Here is a 15,262-nt window from a genome sequence, read left to right on the forward strand (position 1 = left end):
CCCATGCGGTCTCCCTTTACTTAAAGTTAGGGGTGGACTTTCTTGGAATATGTAATTGAAATGCTCAATATTCGCAAAGAGTTCGGAACGTTCGTTGCCAACGACAATATCACCCTCCAATTGCGCAAAGGAGAGATTCATGCGTTGCTCGGCGAGAACGGGGCCGGAAAATCGACGCTCATGAACGTCCTGTTCGGTCTTTATCAGCCGGAAGGCGGGGAGATCCGCGTGCGCGGGGAGAAAGTGAACATTGAGAATCCGAACATCGCCAACGACCTTGGAATCGGTATGGTACACCAACACTTCATGCTCGTTGAGAAGTTCACGGTGACCGAGAACATCATCCTCGGCTCAGAGCCGAAGAGTGGACTGACGGTCGACCGGGCGACGGCGCGTAAAAAAGTCATGGACATCTCGGAACAGTATGGTCTTCGGATCGATCCGGATGCGAAAATCGAGGATATCTCGGTCGGGATGCAACAACGGGTCGAAATTTTGAAGACGCTCTATCGCGGGGCCGAAATCTTGATTTTCGATGAGCCAACCGCTGTACTGACGCCGCAAGAGATTCAAGAACTCATTCAAATCATGAAGCGTCTGATTGAAGAAGGTAAATCGATCGTCTTGATCACGCATAAGCTGAAAGAGATCATGCAAGTCGCCGATCGCTGTACGGTCATCCGTCGTGGACGTTATATCGGTACGATTGATATCGATGAGACGGTCAACGAAGATCGTTTGGCAGAAATGATGGTCGGGCGTGAAGTTAACTTTGATGCGGAATATTCCAAGGCAGATCCACAGCAAGTCGTCCTCGACGTCCAAAAACTTGTCGTCAAAGACAGTCGCGGGCTCAAAGCCGTCGACGGCTTGGATTTACAGATTCGTTCAGGGGAAATCCTCGGGATTGCCGGGATTGACGGGAACGGACAGACCGAATTGATTGAAGCCATCTCGGGCTTGAAGAAACCCGAGTCTGGAAAAGTGATGTTGAACGGGAAAGACGTGACCGGGTTCACGCCGCGCAAAGTGACGGAGTCTGGTGTTGGCCACATCCCGCAAGACCGGCATAAACATGGCCTCGTCCTCGATTATACGATTCGCGACAACATGGTGCTCCAAACGTATTATAAAGAGCCGTTCTCGAAGCGCGGTTTGATGAACTATAAAGCCGTGGCTGAGAAAGCGAAAGCGTTGATTGAGAAGTTTGACGTCCGAACTCCATCGGTCGATGTACCTGCCCGTGCCTTGTCGGGTGGTAACCAACAGAAAGCCATCATCGCCCGTGAAGTCGACCGGTCACCTGACTTGTTGATCGCGGCGCAACCGACGCGAGGTCTTGACGTCGGGGCAATCGAATTCATTCATGAACAGCTCATCAAAGAGCGTGAAAAAGGACGCGCCGTCCTGTTGATCTCGTTCGAGCTCGAAGAGATTTTACACGTCGCGGACCGAATCGCCGTCTTGTATGAAGGGAAGATTGTCGGAATCCGTGATCCGAAAGAGACGACGGAGCAAGAACTCGGCTTCTTGATGGCCGGCGGTAAGAGAGGAGAAGAAACAGTATGAATAAACTAGGATTTAATCGACTGCTCATCCCACTCTTGTCGATCTTGATGGGACTTCTCGTCGGGGCGATCGTCATGCTCATCGGTGGCTATGACCCGATTCGAGGGTTCTCGTCACTGTTTGAAGGCATGGTCGGCAGCCCGTACGCAATCGGTGAGACGCTTCGCGCCGCGGCACCGCTCATCTTCTCAGGTTTGGCCGTCGCGTTCGCGTTCCGTACCGGCCTCTTCAACATCGGGGTCGAAGGCCAAGTGTTGATTGGCTGGGTGGCAGCGGTGTATGTCGGGATCAACTTTGACTTGCCGATGTTCATCCACTTGCCGCTCGCGCTTCTCGCGGCCATGTTCGCAGCAGCGCTCTGGGCGTTCGTGCCTGGTTTCTTGAAAGCCAAGTTCCACGTCCACGAAGTTATCACATCGATCATGATGAACTATATCGCGCTCTACACGACGAATGCGATTTTGCGCAGTGTCATCGGGGTAACGAACGAACGCACCGAATCCATTAAAGATTCGGCGTCGCTCGCGTCACCGATGCTTCAAGAATTGACGACGTTCTCGCGCTTGCATTGGGGTGTCCTCATCGCCGTGCTCGCAGCGATCGTCTATTACTACATCTTGCAACGGACGACGCTCGGCTATGAGCTTCGGGCCGTCGGTTTTAACAAACACGCATCACAATACGCAGGGATGAGCGTCAACCGGAACATCATTCTCTCATTCGTCATCTCGGGTATGTTCGCAGGACTCGCAGGGGCGATGGAAGGTCTCGGTACGTTCAACGGCATGACGCTCAGCGCCTCGTTCACCGGAGTCGGTTTTGACGGGATCGCCGTCGCGCTCCTCGGTGCGAACACGGCCGTCGGTGTCGTCTTGGCAGCTATCTTGTTCGCTGGACTCAATATCGGCGGACTCGCGATGCAGCTCGGTGCGAACATCCCATCTGAGCTCGTCAAAGTCATCATCGCCGCGATTGTCATCTTCGTGGCTTCAGGTTACGCCTTTAACTACGTGATTGACAAATTCAAAGGAAATCGTAAGAAAGGAGTGGAGAAAAAATGAGCTTCTTAGAAGTCCTCTACATCGTCGTGCCGGTTGCCTTAGCCTATGCGACTCCACTCATCATCGCGGCGCTCGGCGGCATCTTCAGTGAACGTTCGGGTGTCGTCAACATCGCCTTAGAAGGCATCATGGTCATCGGTGCTGCGACAGGAATTATCACGACGCTCACGTTGACAGATATGGGGCTGGGCGGTCTCAGTCCATGGATCTCACTTTTGGTCGCTATGGTCGTCGGTGCGCTCTTCTCGCTCTTCTTGGCGGTGCCGGCCATCCTTTGGCGGGCTGACCAGACGGTACTCGGGGTCGCGATCAACATGCTCGCGATCGGACTCGCCATCTTCGTCGTCCGTGTGCTTTACAACAAAGGGCAGACCGACTTCATCGAGTTTCGGATTGCCAAAGAGAACGTTCCGATTCTATCGGATATCCCGGTGCTTCGCATGTTCTTCATCAACGTGCAGTACACGTCGTTCATCGCGATCATTCTCGCGTTCGTCGTCTGGTTCGTCATCTTCAAGACACCGTTCGGTCTTCGTCTCCGTTCGGTCGGGGAACACCCGATGGCGGCTGACACGATGGGGATCAACGTCACGAAAATGCGCTTCATGGGCGTCATGCTCTCAGGAGCGTTCGGCGGACTCGCTGGTGCAGTATACGCTGTCACCGTCACGACAAACTTCAGCGGGACGACGATCGTCGGTCAAGGTTTCTTGGCCATCGCCGCCATGATTTTCGGGAAGTGGAATCCGCTCGGCGCGCTCGGTGCCGGTCTGTTCTTCGGATTCGCCCAAGCGTTGTCGATCATCGGTAGCAACTTGCCGGTCATCAGCAATGTGCCGCAAGTGTTGCTCTTGATTGCGCCGTATGCGCTCACGATCCTTGCCCTCGCAGGTGTCGTCGGACGTGCGGATGCACCGAAATCGGTCGGTATCCCATATATTAAAGGGAAACGCTAATCATCAAAAGGACAAATGTCCATTTCATCCAGGTTGTTTGACGCTTAAGTCAAACAACCTTTTTTGTTATACTGGTGTAGAGGTGAGATAATTGAAAAAATGGTGGCAACTGCTGATCGCCGTCGTGCTGAGCGTTTCGCTCGCGGGCTGCTCCGTCGATGACTGGTTCGCCGAACAAATCGACCCGCCAGAATCGCTCGTCGAACTCGAGTCCGATTTTCCGTCGGCGTCGGTCGCCCAACAAGTCGCACGGCCGCTCGGTAAGACCGAGACGGTCACGCTCGACCGCGTCATCGATGGAGATACGCTCAAAGTCGAGTTTGAGAACGGGGCGACCGAATCGATTCGTCTCTTGCTCGTTGATACGCCAGAGACGAGCCATCCGACGCTGCCGGTCCAACCGTTCGGAGAGGATGCGAAATCATTCGTCGAGCGTTGGCTGCCAGAAGGAGATACGATCACGCTCGAATATGACGTCGGGCGCTACGATCGTTATCAACGGACACTCGCCTACGTCTGGTATGACGAAGTGATGTTGAACGAGGAATTGTTGCGCCGCGGGTTGGCGCGTGTCGCCTATGTATACGCGCCGAACACGCAACACGTCGATGCGTTTCGGGAGGTCGAGCAGGCCGCGCGTCAGGAATTGCTCGGGATTTGGAGTCTTGAGGACTACGTGACCGGCAACGGCTTCGACCATGAGGCGACCGAGCCGGCCCAGCCGAAACGAGACACGGATGGATGTGACATTAAAGGGAATATCAATCGGGACGGGGAGAAGATTTATCACGTTCCGGGCGGGGCGAGCTATGAGCGAACGATCCCAGAAGAGATGTTCTGTACAGAGGAAGAGGCGCGTGAAGCGGGTTTCCGGAAAGCGACGCGATAAAAAAGACATGTGCGCCCTTCAGGCACACATGTCTCTCTTATTCGTACTTGAGTGCGTCGCCGTCGAACGATTCGTCCGCGACTTTAATTGAGTCGGTCGGGCATCCTTCGAACGCGTCCATCAAGTCCTCATACAATTCGTCCGGGACTTCGATCGTGCCCGTGTTGTCGTCCATCAAGTTGAACGCGAGGCCTTCGTCGTCATAGTCGAAGATGTCTGGGGCGGCTGCTCCGCAGGCCCCACATGCGATACATGTATCTTTATCAACAATCGTAAATTTTGCCATTTGTAACCCTCCATACGTTTCGTCTCTCTGCATAGAAATGATTTTCTACTGACTATGAGTAATTGTAGTCTACATACCCAAATATTTCAATGAGGAAACGAATAACGTTTTGGAAGCATAATTTTGACCGAGGAGGTGGAACGATGGTTCATTTAGCGGACGGGGTGTTGTTGCTTTCGATTGAGCGCTTGAAAGGGGAGCGCAGCGAGCGCAGTTTGTTTCATGTGTTGAACGGCAAACGTTCGGCGACGACACTGCAAGATGCCTTTTTTTATGACTTGGAACCAATTTTCGGATTGTTCCCCTATACGAAGTACGACTATGAGAAACTGCTCGCCTCGTTCGAGAAGCGAGGCTGGCTCAACCGTTCGAGCTTCACGTTGACCGAGGCCGGCAAGATGCTCGCTTCGCCGGAGGCGGTCAGTGAGCTGTTCGACCGTCTCGGCGGTGAGTATCGGGACTATACGACGATGACGTGGAAGCGGCTCAGTTTGTTCGTCCAGACGTTCATGTCGCTCGAGCATGAGCGGACGTTCTATCCGGTGCAGGCCGATCGGTTGGCCGAACGCTGGGTCAAACAGATCGTCAGGACCGAGCGGGAGTGGCAACCGCTGATCCACAGCTTTCATCAGGAGCTTGAAACGGCGCTTGAAGAAGTGGGGGACCCGTACGCGACCGCCGTCGTCTATCGGTTCACCGGTGCGTTCGAGACAGGATACACGTATGAACAAATCGCCTCGCTTCTCGATGTCGATGCGCGCACGGCGCGGCTCTATTTTTTGGCCGGGTGGAATGCGCTCCTGTGGAAATTGCCAAGGGATGCCAAGTTGCTTGGCTTCGCGCACGGCTTGTCGAGTGAGCGGATGACGTTGTCGGCGCGCGAGTCGTATGAGCAGTTTTCGGCTGGTCGAACGTTCCAACAAGTCCAGTCCCAGCGACGGTTGCGCACGAGTACGATTGAAGACCACGTCGTCGAGATGGCGATGTATTTAGATGAGTTCCCGCTCGACCAATTTGTTCCGTTTGAGCAAATCAAGCAAGTCGAGCAGTTGCGTGACGAGTCGAGCTGGGCGCTCAAGCCGATTTTTGAACAAATCGACGGGATCAGTTACTATCAAATCCGATTGGTGTTCGCGAGATTGAAACGAGGTGAGACATTTGTTTGAGAAGACGTTGAAGCGGGTGTTCGGCTACGACAGCTTCCGTCCCGGGCAACGGGATGTGATCGAAGCGGTCGCCGACGGCCAGGACGTGTTGGCCATCATGCCGACCGGAGCGGGCAAGTCGTTGACGTTCCAACTCCCGTCTTATCTTAAAAATGACGGGCTGACCATCATCGTGTCACCGCTCTTGTCGCTAATCGAAGATCAGATGCTTCACATCCGTGAACGGGGCGAGCGGGGAGTGGCGCGATTGACATCGATGGAGACGCTCGAGGAGAAACAAGACATCTTGAATCATTTGAAGCGTTATCGCTTCTTATACTTATCGCCCGAACAACTCGCCGTGCCGCACGTGACGCGGGCGCTCGCTCGGACGCGGATTCAAATGCTCGTCGTCGACGAGGCCCACTGTATTTCGCAGTGGGGCCATGAGTTCCGACCTGAGTATGCCCGTCTAGGCGAGTTGCGTAAACAACTCGGTAGCCCGCAGTGCATGGCCGTCACCGCGACGGCCCCGGAGACGGTGAAACGGGATATCATCGAGAAGTTGGCGTTGTTCTCGCCGGCGCAGTTCGTCCATTCGGCAAACCGGCCTGAGATTCGACTCATCGTCGAACGTCTCGAGTCCGAGGACAAGATGCGGCGGTTGAGCGAGCTCGTCCATGACGTCCCGAAACCGGCCGTCATCTATACGGCGACACGGCGTGAAGCCGAAGCACTCGCGCTTCATCTTGACGACGCCTTGTTTTATCACGGTGGCATGTCGACTGAGGACCGCCGGCTCGTGCAATCGCAATTTTTGCGAGATGAAGTCGCGATCATGGTATGTACAAGTGCGTTCGGGATGGGTGTGAATAAAGACAACGTCCGTTCGGTCATCCATTATCAAATCCCGGCCACGCTCGAGGCGTACATGCAAGAGATCGGTCGTGCCGGGCGAGACGGTGAACCCGCATTTGCCGTCTTGCTCTATGCCGAAGGCGACGAACGCATCCAACAGTTTTTGATCGACCAACAATATCCGAAAGACAAAGACATCCGTCTCGCGTATTTGGAACGCGACAACGGCACGAGTCTGGCCCAACTGCCGCGTCTTTTGCGGTTGAACGAGGAAGACCCGGTCTGGGGATTGTTGAACCAGATGCTCGCCGAGCGGACGCTTGCCGAGGCGATCGATTGGGTAAAAGATAGAAAGCGGGCCCGCTATCGTCAACTCGGACAGATGATGGACTACGCCCTCATCAAGACGTGCCGGCGCGATTACTTGTTGAACTATTTCTCGGAACAACCGGTCAAACAAGCCGATTGTTGCGACGTGTGTGGGGAGATCGTATTCCCGCCGTCGGTTCAAATTGTGTCTAAAAATGTGACAGATTGGAAACATCGTTTATCTCGTATCTTCTCCTTTGATTGATATCATAGTAAAATGATAAAAAAGGTAAAGGAGGGCACACGTTGCGACATCGGAACCAAGCGGACTCACTTCGTGAACAAGTGGTGGACACGTTGCCGTCTCGCGCTGAACGACAAGAGCATGAGCGGAAAGAAAAATTGAACGACAATTGGCTGAAACGGCCGCTCGCCATGATGCTGACATTGACGATGTTTGCCATTATTCTCGTATTTTTATATATAGGTCGTCATACAATAGTTTTCTGACAATACGACGGGGACGTCGTATTTTTTTATGATCAATCTCTGTTTTGTCGAACCAATCGCACAATCTCACCAATTTCTCACAGGAATTGCACAATAAAACAGGTAAAGCGCTTCAGATGGGTCTATACTAAATAAGAAGAACTTGTAGGAAAGGAGGGGCTGCTGTGCCGAATTACTCCATTAAGACGGTCGCGTCGCTCACCGGGGTCAACCCGACGACGATTCGAGCGTGGGAACGCCGTTATCAATTCATCGTGCCGAGCCGGACCGAATCCGGCCACCGATTGTACTCCGACCAAGACGTCGAAAAGATTAAATGGGTCGTTGAAAAACAACGGGAAGGCTTGACCGTTTCCCAAGCGATTCAACAACTTTATGAAGCCCCGAAGCCGAAGCCTGCCCGCCTCTATGACGAGGAGCTCATGGACGGGTTGCTCGAGGCGTTACTTTCATTTGACGAACGCAAGGCGCACGATTTGATCAATCGTGCCTTTAATACGTTCAGTTTTGAGAAGGTCACGAAAGATATCATTGGTCCGTTGTTGATGGAGATCGGGACGCGTTGGGAGAATGGGGATATCACGATCGCGCATGAGCATTTTGCGACCGCTTTTTTGCGGGCCCGATTGTCGACCCTCTCGCTGCAGATGCCGATGAACCCATTTTTACCGCGGATCATTTGTGTGTGTGCCCCGGGCGAGATGCACGAGATCGGTCTGTTGTTCGTGACGCTTTACTTGCGTCAATATGGATACGACGTGATTTTCCTTGGTGCGGGCTTCCCGAAAGAGGATTTAAGTGAGGCGTTGCACGATATCCACGCCAAGTGCTTGATCTTCTCCTGCACGTTGACGGAACATCTCGAGGACCTGAAAGAGGCGATGCGATTTATCCAAGCGGATCATCCCGATCTCGTCATCGGGGCCGGCGGATATGCCGTCAGCCTTCACGCGTCCGAGTTTGAGTCGGCTTTCCTTGGAGATACGCCCGAGGCATGGACCGAGTGGTTGTCAACTATTTGACAGGTTGCACAAACGAGAGTAGCTTATAAAGTAGGATTGATTAATCTTTGGAGGTTTTCGTTTGAGATTTGAAAAGCAAACTAAAGAACATTTAAGGGTATATTTGACGGCGAGTGACCTTTCGATTCGAGGGATTGCCATCGATACGATCGTTGGCGAGAGTGGTCAAGACTTGTGGCGGGAATTGCTCGAGACGGCGGAAGCGGAATTCGGTTTCATGCCCCAAGGCACCGTCGACTTGAACGTGACAATGTTTCCCCGTGATGGGCTCGTCATCGACGTCCAAAAAGTCGAGGCAGCCGTCCCGGATGCGGATCAAGAACAAGTCGAGATCCGTTTGACAATCGATGTGATTCATCATCTGATTTATCAGTTTGATGATATCGAGGACGTCATCAACGCCTCGGTCCGTCTGTTCCCGCACATGCAGGATACAGAACAGGGCGGGGCGCTCTACCATTATGACGGACACTATTATTTACACTTCGTCGAAGTGCTCAAACCGGACGTCGAAGAGCGGTTGGCCGCCATCTTGTCGGAATACGGCCGCACGACGACCGTCAGCCCTTACGTCATGATGGAGTATGGCAAGACGATTCAAACTGAACAAGCCGTGAAACAGCTGTACGATACGTTCGCGTAAGTATGGCTTTTTTACTGTTCTGTTTCTATTGTTTTCGGCCGACACATGGTATGATAAAACTTGAATTTTTGAGAAGTTAGCCGAAGGAGAGATTTGATGAAAGTCGCGGTATTATATGGTGGTGTATCAGGTGAGCGGGAAGTGTCGCTCACGAGTGGTAAAGGAATGATTGAAGCGCTCGAAGCACGGGGTCACGACGTCGTGGCGATTGATTTTCACCCGGACCGGGCCAATGAGCTGTTGACGCTTCAAGCCGACGTCGTCGTCAGCGCCCTGCATGGCAAATACGGCGAAGATGGCCGTGTTCAGTCGCTCTTAGAGATGGCCGGATTGCCGTACACGGGGTCGGGCGTTTTGGCATCAGCGCTCGCGATGGACAAAGCCCGTGCGAAAATTATTTTCGCCGCTGCCGGCATTCGCATCGCCCGTGACGTCCTCATCGAGTCGGGCGACGACATCGACGCAAAAATCGTCGAGTGGGGCAGTGAGTTTCCATGTGTCGTCAAGCCGGCCCAAGAAGGGTCATCGAACGGATTGACGATCGCGATGGACGAAGCGATGCTCCGTGAAGGGATTGATAAAGCGTTCGCGTGCGATACGGCTGTCTTGGTCGAGCAATATATTAAAGGCCGTGAGTTGACGGTACCCGTCCTTGGGAATCACGGGGCTGAGGCCGCACTCCCGGTCATCGAGATCATCCCGAAAAATGAATTTTATGACTATGAGTCGAAGTATTCAGAAGGTGGATCGATTCACGTTTGTCCGGCCGAGTTGCCGGACGCGTTGACCGAAGAAGTTCAAACGGCTGCCATCAAAGCGCACCGTGCCCTCGGTTGCAGCGGTTATTCTCGTTCGGACTTCCTCGTCTCTGAAGATGGGCTCGCTTATATTTTAGAGACGAACACGCTTCCGGGTATGACACCGCTCAGCTTGTTCCCGGACAGCGCCCGTGCCGTCGGGATCTCGTACGGTGAGCTGTTAGAGCGATTCATCGAACTGGCACTAGAAAAGTAAGAAGGGAATTCCCCCTTCTTTTTTCATTTTAGAAAACGCTTTCATTATTTTTGTAAAAGCCTTTCAAATTGGGCGCGTATCAGCTATACTTTTAAACGAATACGAGGTTGATTCTTGGGGGAGAATTGACAATTTAGGGGAGGAAACCTTCATGATTACGGATCAAGAAAAAGGTCATCAAAAACGAAAAAACATCCTTGAATCGACACAAGAAGTGATACACGAGGCGCTTGATAAGCTCGGGTATCCAGAAGAGATGTATGAGCTCTTGAAAGAGCCACTTCGGATGTTGACCGTCCGCATCCCGGTACGTATGGATGACGGATCGACAAAGATTTTCACAGGATACCGGGCGCAACATAATGACGCGGTCGGACCGACGAAAGGTGGGATTCGCTTCCACCCGAGCGTGACGGAGGTCGAAGTGAAGGCGTTGTCGGTCTGGATGAGCTTGAAGGCCGGAATTGTCGACCTTCCATACGGTGGCGGTAAAGGCGGGATCGTCTGTGATCCGCGTGAGATGAGTTTCCGTGAAATCGAACGATTGAGCCGGGGTTATGTCCGAGCCATCAGTCAAATCGTCGGACCGACGAAAGATATCCCAGCGCCGGACGTGTTCACGAACTCACAAATCATGGCGTGGATGATGGATGAGTATAGCCGCATCGATGAATTCAATTCGCCGGGCTTCATCACTGGTAAACCGCTCGTGCTCGGTGGCTCGCATGGACGTGAGACGGCGACGGCAAAAGGTGTCGCCATCATGATCCGGGAAGCAGCGCTGCGCCGTGGGATCGAATTGAAAGGGGCGCGTGTCGTCGTCCAAGGGTTCGGGAATGCTGGTAGCTTCTTGTCGAAGTTCATGCATGACGCCGGGGCGAAAGTGATCGCCGTCAGCGATGCATATGGTGCGATCCACGATGAGAACGGGCTCGATATCCCGTATCTTCTCGATCGTCGAGATTCGTTCGGGACGATCTCGACGCTCTTCAAGAACACGATCTCGAACAAAGAAATGTTAGAACTCGACTGCGACATCTTGGTCCCGGCCGCGATCGAGAACCAAATCACCGAAGACAACGCCGACAACATCAAGGCGTCCATCGTCGTCGAGGCCGCCAACGGACCGACGACGAACGAAGCGACCCGCATCTTGACAGAACGCGGCATCCTGCTTGTCCCGGATGTGCTCGCTTCGAGCGGTGGGGTAACGGTCTCGTATTTCGAATGGGTTCAAAACAACCAAGGATACTATTGGACGGAAGAGGAAGTGGAAGAGAAGCTTGAGAAAGTGCTCGTCCAGTCGTTCAATACGGTGTATAACACGTCATCGGCCCGTAAAGTCGACATGCGTCTCGCCGCCTATATGGTCGGTGTACGCAAGATGGCGGAAGCATCGCGCTTCCGCGGTTGGGTATAATTAGACAGCGAAAAGAGGGAGAACCTGGCTTCAGGTTCTCCCTCTTTCGTCGATTACGTGGTCACACCGTTGCGCTCCCGAAGCGTCTCGGCGATTGCTTGGCCATGGAATCGGCCGTTCTCGATAAAGATTTTATTGGCATCATTTCCGGCGGCGACGACACCGGCGATGAACAAGCCGTCGACGTTCGTCTCGAACGTCGTCTCGTCAAACGAGGGCACACCGGTCTCCTCATCGACTTGGACCCCGGCATCGGCGAATAGCCCATGGTCGGGCAGGTAGCCCGTCATGGCGAGGACGTGGTCGGTCTCGAGCCGATGTTCTTTACCGTGCTGACGATAGACGACGTGATGCGGTTCGATTCGAACGATCTCCGCTTCGAGCTCGAGTCGCACCTTGTCATGACGGACGAGCGAGTCAAAAGTCGGCAGGACCCACGGTTTGACGGACGGACTGTAACCGTCTCCACGGTAGAGTACCGTGACGTGGGCGCCGGCCTTCTCGAGCTCGATGGCCGCGTCGACCGCGGAGTTCTTACCGCCGATGACCGTCACGCGTTGTCGGTAAAACGGATGCGCTTCTTTGAAATAATGCGTGACGTGCGGCAACTCTTCACCTGGGACGTCCAACGTACGAGGACGGCCATAATACCCGGTGGCCAAGATGACATAATCGGCCTGACGCTCTTTGACGCCGTCACGGTCATGGCGTGACCGAACGATGAACCCGTCCTCGGAACGCGTAACCGTTTCGACCGTCTCGAACGGTTGGACGTTGAGACCGGTCCGGCTGACGACTTCCCGATAGTAGACGAGCGCGTCTTGACGACGCGGTTTCAAATCTTTACAGATAAACGGGATATCCCCGATTTCGAGCAAGCTGGCAGAAGAGAAAAACGTTTGATGGGTCGGATACCGATAGATGGCATCGACGATATTGCCGCGCTCGATGACCGTGCACGAGATGCCGATCCGTTCTAATTCGATCGCAGCCGACAGCCCACATGGTCCGGCGCCGACGACGATAGCATGTTTATTCAATGAAATCACCTCATCCCTCATTGTATGGAAGGACGAAACGGTTGGCAAGCCGCCAACTCACTGTTGGAAGCTGAAGCTATGTTCCATGACCGCTTGGGACGAACCCGCCTCGAGCTCGACGAGGAGGCGAAGTCTCGCTTTTTGTGAGTTCAGACCGTTCGAGAAGATGATGCCCATCTCTTTCAGTTGCTGGCCGCCGCCGACGTAGCCGTACACGTCTTGCACGATTCCGTTGAAACAACGGCTGACGATGACGACCGGCATGCGTTCGACGAGCATCTCGAGCGCGGGGACGATTGACGGTGGGACATTCCCTTGCCCGAGTACTTCAAGGACGAGCCCGTCATAGCCGAGCGCGAGCACCGCCTCGAGCAGGTCCGGCTCCATCCCGGCGACGACTTTCAGCACCGCGACCCGTTTCGTAATCGATGGAATCATTTTCGGTTGTTTTGTCGTCGGCTGACTGTAAATGAGGACGTGATCTTTCGTCACCATACCGACGTTGCCGAAGTGGACCGATTTGAACGTGTCGACCGAGGACGTGTGCGTCTTCGTGACGTTGAACGCGGAGTGGATTTCACCGTTGAAGACGACGAGCACGCCTTTGCCGCGTGCCACATCACTTTGGGCGACCCGAAGCGCCGTGATGAGATTGAATTCGCCGTCCGAGCCGACCTCGTTTGACGAGCGCATCGCCCCCGTCAAGACGATCGGGACCGGCGCGCCGAGCGTGATTTGTAAGAAGTAGGCCGTCTCTTCGAGTGTGTCGGTCCCGTGAGTGATGACGACCCCATCGTATGTGTCTTGTGTCAGTTGTTGATTGATGAACTGGGCGAGCTCGAGCATTTTCTCGGGCGTCATGTGCGGCGACGGGATGTTCGAGAAATGTTTCGTTGTGATATTCGCGATGTCCGTCGCTTTCGGTAACGTCGCGTCGATCGGATTGACTTCGCTCGGCATGACATGTCCCGACCCCGATTGAGACATGGCGATTGTGCCGCCGGTGTGGATCAGTAATAAATGGTTCATAAACAGACCTCCAACTTTTTTGTTCGTTTCTTCCAATTTCTAGGTGCGACCTACTTTTTCTTTCATCTATTTCAGTGTATGCTTAACGTGAGAAAGGAGAGATGCATCATGATTGCAATCGCCTTGTCTGCGGTTGCGCCAGGGTTCGCCCTTCTTTCCTACTTCTATCTCCGGCATGAATTGGAAGCGGAACCGCTCGGCTATGTGATCCGTTCGTTCGTCGCCGGGGCCATTCTCGTCTTTCCGATCATGTTCGTGCAGTATGCGTTCGTGGAAGAAGGGGTGCTCGTGGGCCCGTTTTGGAAGGCGTTCGTGGCCACCGCGCTATTAGAAGAGTTTTTTAAGTGGTTCATGATTTATTATACAATATACATACATAAAGTCTTTGATGATTACTACGACGGGATTCTCTATGCGGTCGCCTGTTCACTCGGCTTTGCCACGTTAGAGAATTTTCTATATTTATGGGTGTACGACTCGATTGAAATCGCCATTTGGCGTGCTGTGTTGCCGGTGAGTGGGCATGCGCTCTTCGCTGTCGTGATGGGGTTTTGCCTCGGCCGGGCCAAACATTCCGCCCATGAGCGCTTCTGGCTGTTCACAGCCGTCATGGCGGCGACATTGTTGCATGGCATGTTCGACTATATCTTGCTCGTCGAACCGATGAACAAAGTGCCGGCTGTCGTCTACATCGTCGTTCTTTGGATGGTCGCGCTTTTGCTCGTGCGGACCGCCAATCGCTCCAACCATCGCCAGTACAAATAGAACAAAAGGGGAATCGTTTCATGTTAAAAGTAGGACAAGAGTTACGGGTAGAAGTCGAAGGGAGAAAAGAAGGAAAGACAAAAATCGCGGCTATCAACGACCAAGTCGTCTGGATTGAGTCCCCGAGTGAGACGGATACCTTAAAGACGTTTTTCTTGCACGAGGACGAATCGATGCGTGTCTATTTCTTCGTAGGAGAAGAGCAGCTCTATGCGTTTGATACGGTCGTGACGAGACGGGTGAGCGATGCGCAACTGACGCTTCGCTACGCCTTCGCGTTGCCGGATGAAAAGAAAATCAAGCGTGTGCAGCGCCGTGAATATTTACGTGTCCCTGAAATGATCAATGTGACCGTATCCGCCGAGGACGGCCAGGCGTTCCCATCGTTTGAGACGACGTCGCTCGACGTGTCGGCCGGCGGTATGCGCATCATCTCCAATCGAGCCCCGGTCGCGGTCGACGAGTCGATGATCGTCACGTTCCATATTAATGATGACCGGGGCGTGCTGCAGACGTTCCGCGTCAAGAGCCGCCTCGTCCGCATCCATGAACAGACGGCCAAACAAGAGTTGTCGCTTTGCTTTGAAGAGTTATCACACCGGGACCAGGAGACGATTTTACGTTATTGCTTCCGAGCCCAGCTCGAAGCGAGAAAACGGACCGGCTCCGTATTTTCTTCACGATAAAAAACTGGTATGATGTTCTCGGAACAAATGACCGAGAGGAGGCGGGTATCGGGATGAGCC

16 protein-coding genes are annotated in these 15,262 nt (G+C 53.6%); 13 read left to right on the forward strand and 3 right to left on the reverse strand.

Going from position 1 to position 15,262, the window contains the following annotated elements; genetic code table 11:
* The first annotated feature begins 42 nt into the window (after nucleotides 1–42).
* The 4 genes from KNP06_RS04380 (at nucleotide 43) to KNP06_RS04395 (ending at nucleotide 4,475) form a co-directional block, all read left to right on the forward strand.
* Entirely contained in the window at nucleotides 43–1,569 is a 1,527-nt protein-coding gene (locus tag KNP06_RS04380; protein ID WP_034777297.1) for an ABC transporter ATP-binding protein, read from the forward strand.
* Nucleotides 1,566–2,630, forward strand: a complete 1,065-nt coding sequence (locus KNP06_RS04385; RefSeq protein ID WP_034777298.1) for an ABC transporter permease — start codon at nucleotides 1,566–1,568, stop codon at nucleotides 2,628–2,630. The genes KNP06_RS04380 and KNP06_RS04385 overlap by 4 nt, the downstream gene beginning before the upstream one ends.
* Nucleotides 2,627–3,586, forward strand: coding sequence for an ABC transporter permease (locus tag KNP06_RS04390; RefSeq protein ID WP_034777299.1), 960 nt, complete (start codon nucleotides 2,627–2,629; stop codon nucleotides 3,584–3,586). The genes KNP06_RS04385 and KNP06_RS04390 overlap by 4 nt, the downstream gene beginning before the upstream one ends.
* A 91-nt stretch (nucleotides 3,587–3,677) precedes the next feature.
* Nucleotides 3,678–4,475: a thermonuclease family protein gene (locus tag KNP06_RS04395; protein ID WP_214787946.1), complete on the forward strand. Its 798-nt coding sequence runs from the start codon at nucleotides 3,678–3,680 to the stop codon at nucleotides 4,473–4,475.
* 37 nt (nucleotides 4,476–4,512) lie between these two features.
* On the opposite strand, the gene KNP06_RS04400 is transcribed toward KNP06_RS04395, so the two are convergent.
* The gene (locus KNP06_RS04400) at nucleotides 4,513–4,761 is read right to left on the reverse strand and encodes a ferredoxin (RefSeq protein ID WP_021067177.1); all 249 of its coding nucleotides are present in this window, start codon (nucleotides 4,759–4,761) and stop codon (nucleotides 4,513–4,515) included.
* A 143-nt stretch (nucleotides 4,762–4,904) separates the two neighbouring features.
* Here KNP06_RS04400 and KNP06_RS04405 point away from each other — a divergent pair, with 143 nt between their 5' ends.
* The 7 genes from KNP06_RS04405 (at nucleotide 4,905) to KNP06_RS04435 (ending at nucleotide 11,682) form a co-directional block, all read left to right on the forward strand.
* The gene (locus KNP06_RS04405; RefSeq protein ID WP_232939409.1) at nucleotides 4,905–5,927 is read left to right on the forward strand and encodes a YpbB family protein; all 1,023 of its coding nucleotides are present in this window, start codon (nucleotides 4,905–4,907) and stop codon (nucleotides 5,925–5,927) included.
* Nucleotides 5,911–7,338, forward strand: coding sequence for a RecQ family ATP-dependent DNA helicase (locus KNP06_RS04410; protein ID WP_084592791.1), 1,428 nt, complete (start codon nucleotides 5,911–5,913; stop codon nucleotides 7,336–7,338). Before KNP06_RS04405 ends, KNP06_RS04410 begins: the two co-directional genes overlap by 17 nt.
* Before the next feature lie 41 nt (nucleotides 7,339–7,379).
* The gene (locus tag KNP06_RS04415) at nucleotides 7,380–7,583 is read left to right on the forward strand and encodes a hypothetical protein (protein ID WP_214787976.1); all 204 of its coding nucleotides are present in this window, start codon (nucleotides 7,380–7,382) and stop codon (nucleotides 7,581–7,583) included.
* Between the two features lie 164 nt (nucleotides 7,584–7,747).
* The gene (locus KNP06_RS15465; protein ID WP_214787949.1) at nucleotides 7,748–8,605 is read left to right on the forward strand and encodes a MerR family transcriptional regulator; all 858 of its coding nucleotides are present in this window, start codon (nucleotides 7,748–7,750) and stop codon (nucleotides 8,603–8,605) included.
* Between the two features lie 61 nt (nucleotides 8,606–8,666).
* Nucleotides 8,667–9,248: an adaptor protein MecA gene (locus KNP06_RS04425; RefSeq protein WP_034777305.1), complete on the forward strand. Its 582-nt coding sequence runs from the start codon at nucleotides 8,667–8,669 to the stop codon at nucleotides 9,246–9,248.
* Between the two features lie 96 nt (nucleotides 9,249–9,344).
* Nucleotides 9,345–10,262: a D-alanine--D-alanine ligase gene (locus KNP06_RS04430; RefSeq protein WP_034777306.1), complete on the forward strand. Its 918-nt coding sequence runs from the start codon at nucleotides 9,345–9,347 to the stop codon at nucleotides 10,260–10,262.
* 151 nt (nucleotides 10,263–10,413) lie between these two features.
* Nucleotides 10,414–11,682 carry a Glu/Leu/Phe/Val family dehydrogenase gene (locus KNP06_RS04435; protein ID WP_214787952.1) on the forward strand — a complete coding sequence of 423 codons (1,269 nt, stop codon included), beginning with the start codon at nucleotides 10,414–10,416 and terminating at the stop codon, nucleotides 11,680–11,682.
* A 53-nt stretch (nucleotides 11,683–11,735) separates the two neighbouring features.
* On the opposite strand, the gene KNP06_RS04440 is transcribed toward KNP06_RS04435, so the two are convergent.
* Both KNP06_RS04440 and KNP06_RS04445 read right to left on the reverse strand, forming a co-directional pair.
* Nucleotides 11,736–12,743: a YpdA family putative bacillithiol disulfide reductase gene (locus KNP06_RS04440; protein ID WP_214787973.1), complete on the reverse strand. Its 1,008-nt coding sequence runs from the start codon at nucleotides 12,741–12,743 to the stop codon at nucleotides 11,736–11,738.
* 36 nt (nucleotides 12,744–12,779) lie between these two features.
* On the reverse strand, nucleotides 12,780–13,751 hold the full coding sequence (locus KNP06_RS04445; protein ID WP_034777308.1) for an asparaginase: 972 nt from the start codon (nucleotides 13,749–13,751) through the stop codon (nucleotides 12,780–12,782).
* 108 nt (nucleotides 13,752–13,859) lie between these two features.
* On the opposite strand from KNP06_RS04445, the gene prsW reads away from it, so the two are divergent.
* Both prsW and KNP06_RS04455 read left to right on the forward strand, forming a co-directional pair.
* The gene (gene prsW / locus KNP06_RS04450) at nucleotides 13,860–14,516 is read left to right on the forward strand and encodes a glutamic-type intramembrane protease PrsW (protein WP_034777310.1); all 657 of its coding nucleotides are present in this window, start codon (nucleotides 13,860–13,862) and stop codon (nucleotides 14,514–14,516) included.
* 20 nt (nucleotides 14,517–14,536) lie between these two features.
* Nucleotides 14,537–15,202, forward strand: coding sequence for a flagellar brake protein (locus KNP06_RS04455; protein WP_214707498.1), 666 nt, complete (start codon nucleotides 14,537–14,539; stop codon nucleotides 15,200–15,202).
* Nucleotides 15,203–15,262: the final 60 nt, after the last annotated feature.

Source organism: Exiguobacterium sp. s21, from assembly GCF_018617975.1.
Taxonomy (GTDB): domain Bacteria; phylum Bacillota; class Bacilli; order Exiguobacteriales; family Exiguobacteriaceae; genus Exiguobacterium; species Exiguobacterium mexicanum_A.

Coding starts and splice junctions, on each gene's coding strand:
- KNP06_RS04440 (WP_214787973.1), bottom strand. CDS start 12,743: ATGAGGGATGAGGTGATTTCATTGAATAAACATGCTATCGTCGTCGGC.
- KNP06_RS04455 (WP_214707498.1), top strand. CDS start 14,537: ATGTTAAAAGTAGGACAAGAGTTACGGGTAGAAGTCGAAGGGAGAAAA.
- KNP06_RS04405 (WP_232939409.1), top strand. CDS start 4,905: ATGGTTCATTTAGCGGACGGGGTGTTGTTGCTTTCGATTGAGCGCTTG.
- KNP06_RS04400 (WP_021067177.1), bottom strand. CDS start 4,761: ATGGCAAAATTTACGATTGTTGATAAAGATACATGTATCGCATGTGGG.
- KNP06_RS04385 (WP_034777298.1), top strand. CDS start 1,566: ATGAATAAACTAGGATTTAATCGACTGCTCATCCCACTCTTGTCGATC.
- prsW (WP_034777310.1), top strand. CDS start 13,860: ATGATTGCAATCGCCTTGTCTGCGGTTGCGCCAGGGTTCGCCCTTCTT.
- KNP06_RS04390 (WP_034777299.1), top strand. CDS start 2,627: ATGAGCTTCTTAGAAGTCCTCTACATCGTCGTGCCGGTTGCCTTAGCC.
- KNP06_RS04435 (WP_214787952.1), top strand. CDS start 10,414: ATGATTACGGATCAAGAAAAAGGTCATCAAAAACGAAAAAACATCCTT.
- KNP06_RS04430 (WP_034777306.1), top strand. CDS start 9,345: ATGAAAGTCGCGGTATTATATGGTGGTGTATCAGGTGAGCGGGAAGTG.
- KNP06_RS04445 (WP_034777308.1), bottom strand. CDS start 13,751: ATGAACCATTTATTACTGATCCACACCGGCGGCACAATCGCCATGTCT.